Source organism: Sedimentibacter sp. B4 (assembly GCF_000309315.1).
In the GTDB taxonomy this organism is placed as follows: domain Bacteria; phylum Bacillota; class Clostridia; order Tissierellales; family Sedimentibacteraceae; genus Sedimentibacter; species Sedimentibacter saalensis.
The window spans coordinates 1-345 of sequence record NZ_CANG01000854.1; the positions used below are offsets into that span (position 1 = coordinate 1).

The 345-nt window shown below is 64.9% G+C and carries 1 pseudogene; it reads right to left on the bottom strand.

From position 1 onward, the window contains the following. Positions 1 to 133: 133 nt before the first annotated feature. Positions 134 to 345, bottom strand: a pseudogene (locus BN358_RS27905) (site-specific integrase); the annotation flags it as partial.

Below are 345 nucleotides of genomic sequence, written 5' to 3' on the forward strand. Positions count from 1 at the left end.
TCGCTCGCCTCGTCCCCAACCTCCCGCCTTTGTTCCCAGCCTCCCCTCAACTGCGCCTCCGAGCCTTGGCGGACACGGTCTCAACCATCACGGTAAGAAGACACATAGAGCAGAGAAGTGTCACGCTCGGCACTCAATCGCTTCTCTCCACTAGGCGTGAGAGGCGTTCGGCTATGAGCCGGTCTCGGTCCTTCGCGGCGTGTTGGTAGAGCTGGGCTGCGACAGTTGTGGATTGGCCGAGTCGTGCCCGGAGTTCGGCGGTGGTGGCGCCGACCTGAGCGGCGAGAGTCGCGCCGGTGTGGCGAAGGTCGTGCCAGCGCAGATCCTCGCGGGCGGCGACCTTCT